Source organism: Tamlana crocina (assembly GCF_012037625.1).
In genome coordinates this window covers 1-379 of record NZ_JAAVJS010000429.1, presented here as the reverse complement: position 1 = coordinate 379, position 379 = coordinate 1, and the positions used below count along the sequence as shown (strand labels likewise).

Below are 379 nucleotides of genomic sequence, written 5' to 3'. Positions count from 1 at the left end.
GAACCAATGCCCGAAGTTTCTCTTAGCCTCATTAAAGGATTTCAGCTGGACAAGGGTGCAGCGATCATCGATATTGGCGGGGGAGACAGTTTTTTAGCAGAATTTCTTGTCTCAGAAGGCTATACAGATATTACGGTGGTCGACATTTCTTCAAAGGCAATTGAACGTGCAAAGGAAAGAATGTGTGAAAAGGCAGACAGTATTAACTGGATCGTTGCCGATGCTTCAGAATTCAAGCCCCAAAAACAGTACGACCTTTGGCACGATCGCGCCACATTTCATTTTTTTACCGATGCCGGGGAAAAGGAAAATTACCTGAAAACCCTTAAAAAAGCTGTGAAACCGGGAGGTTATGTGATCCTTGCAACCTTTTCAGAAA

1 protein-coding gene is annotated in these 379 nt (G+C 43.5%); it reads left to right on the top strand.

Annotated elements, in window-relative coordinates; all coding sequences use genetic code 11:
* A partial coding sequence (locus HC176_RS17440; protein ID WP_167920270.1) for a class I SAM-dependent methyltransferase occupies positions 1-379 on the top strand: 379 nt, incomplete at both ends.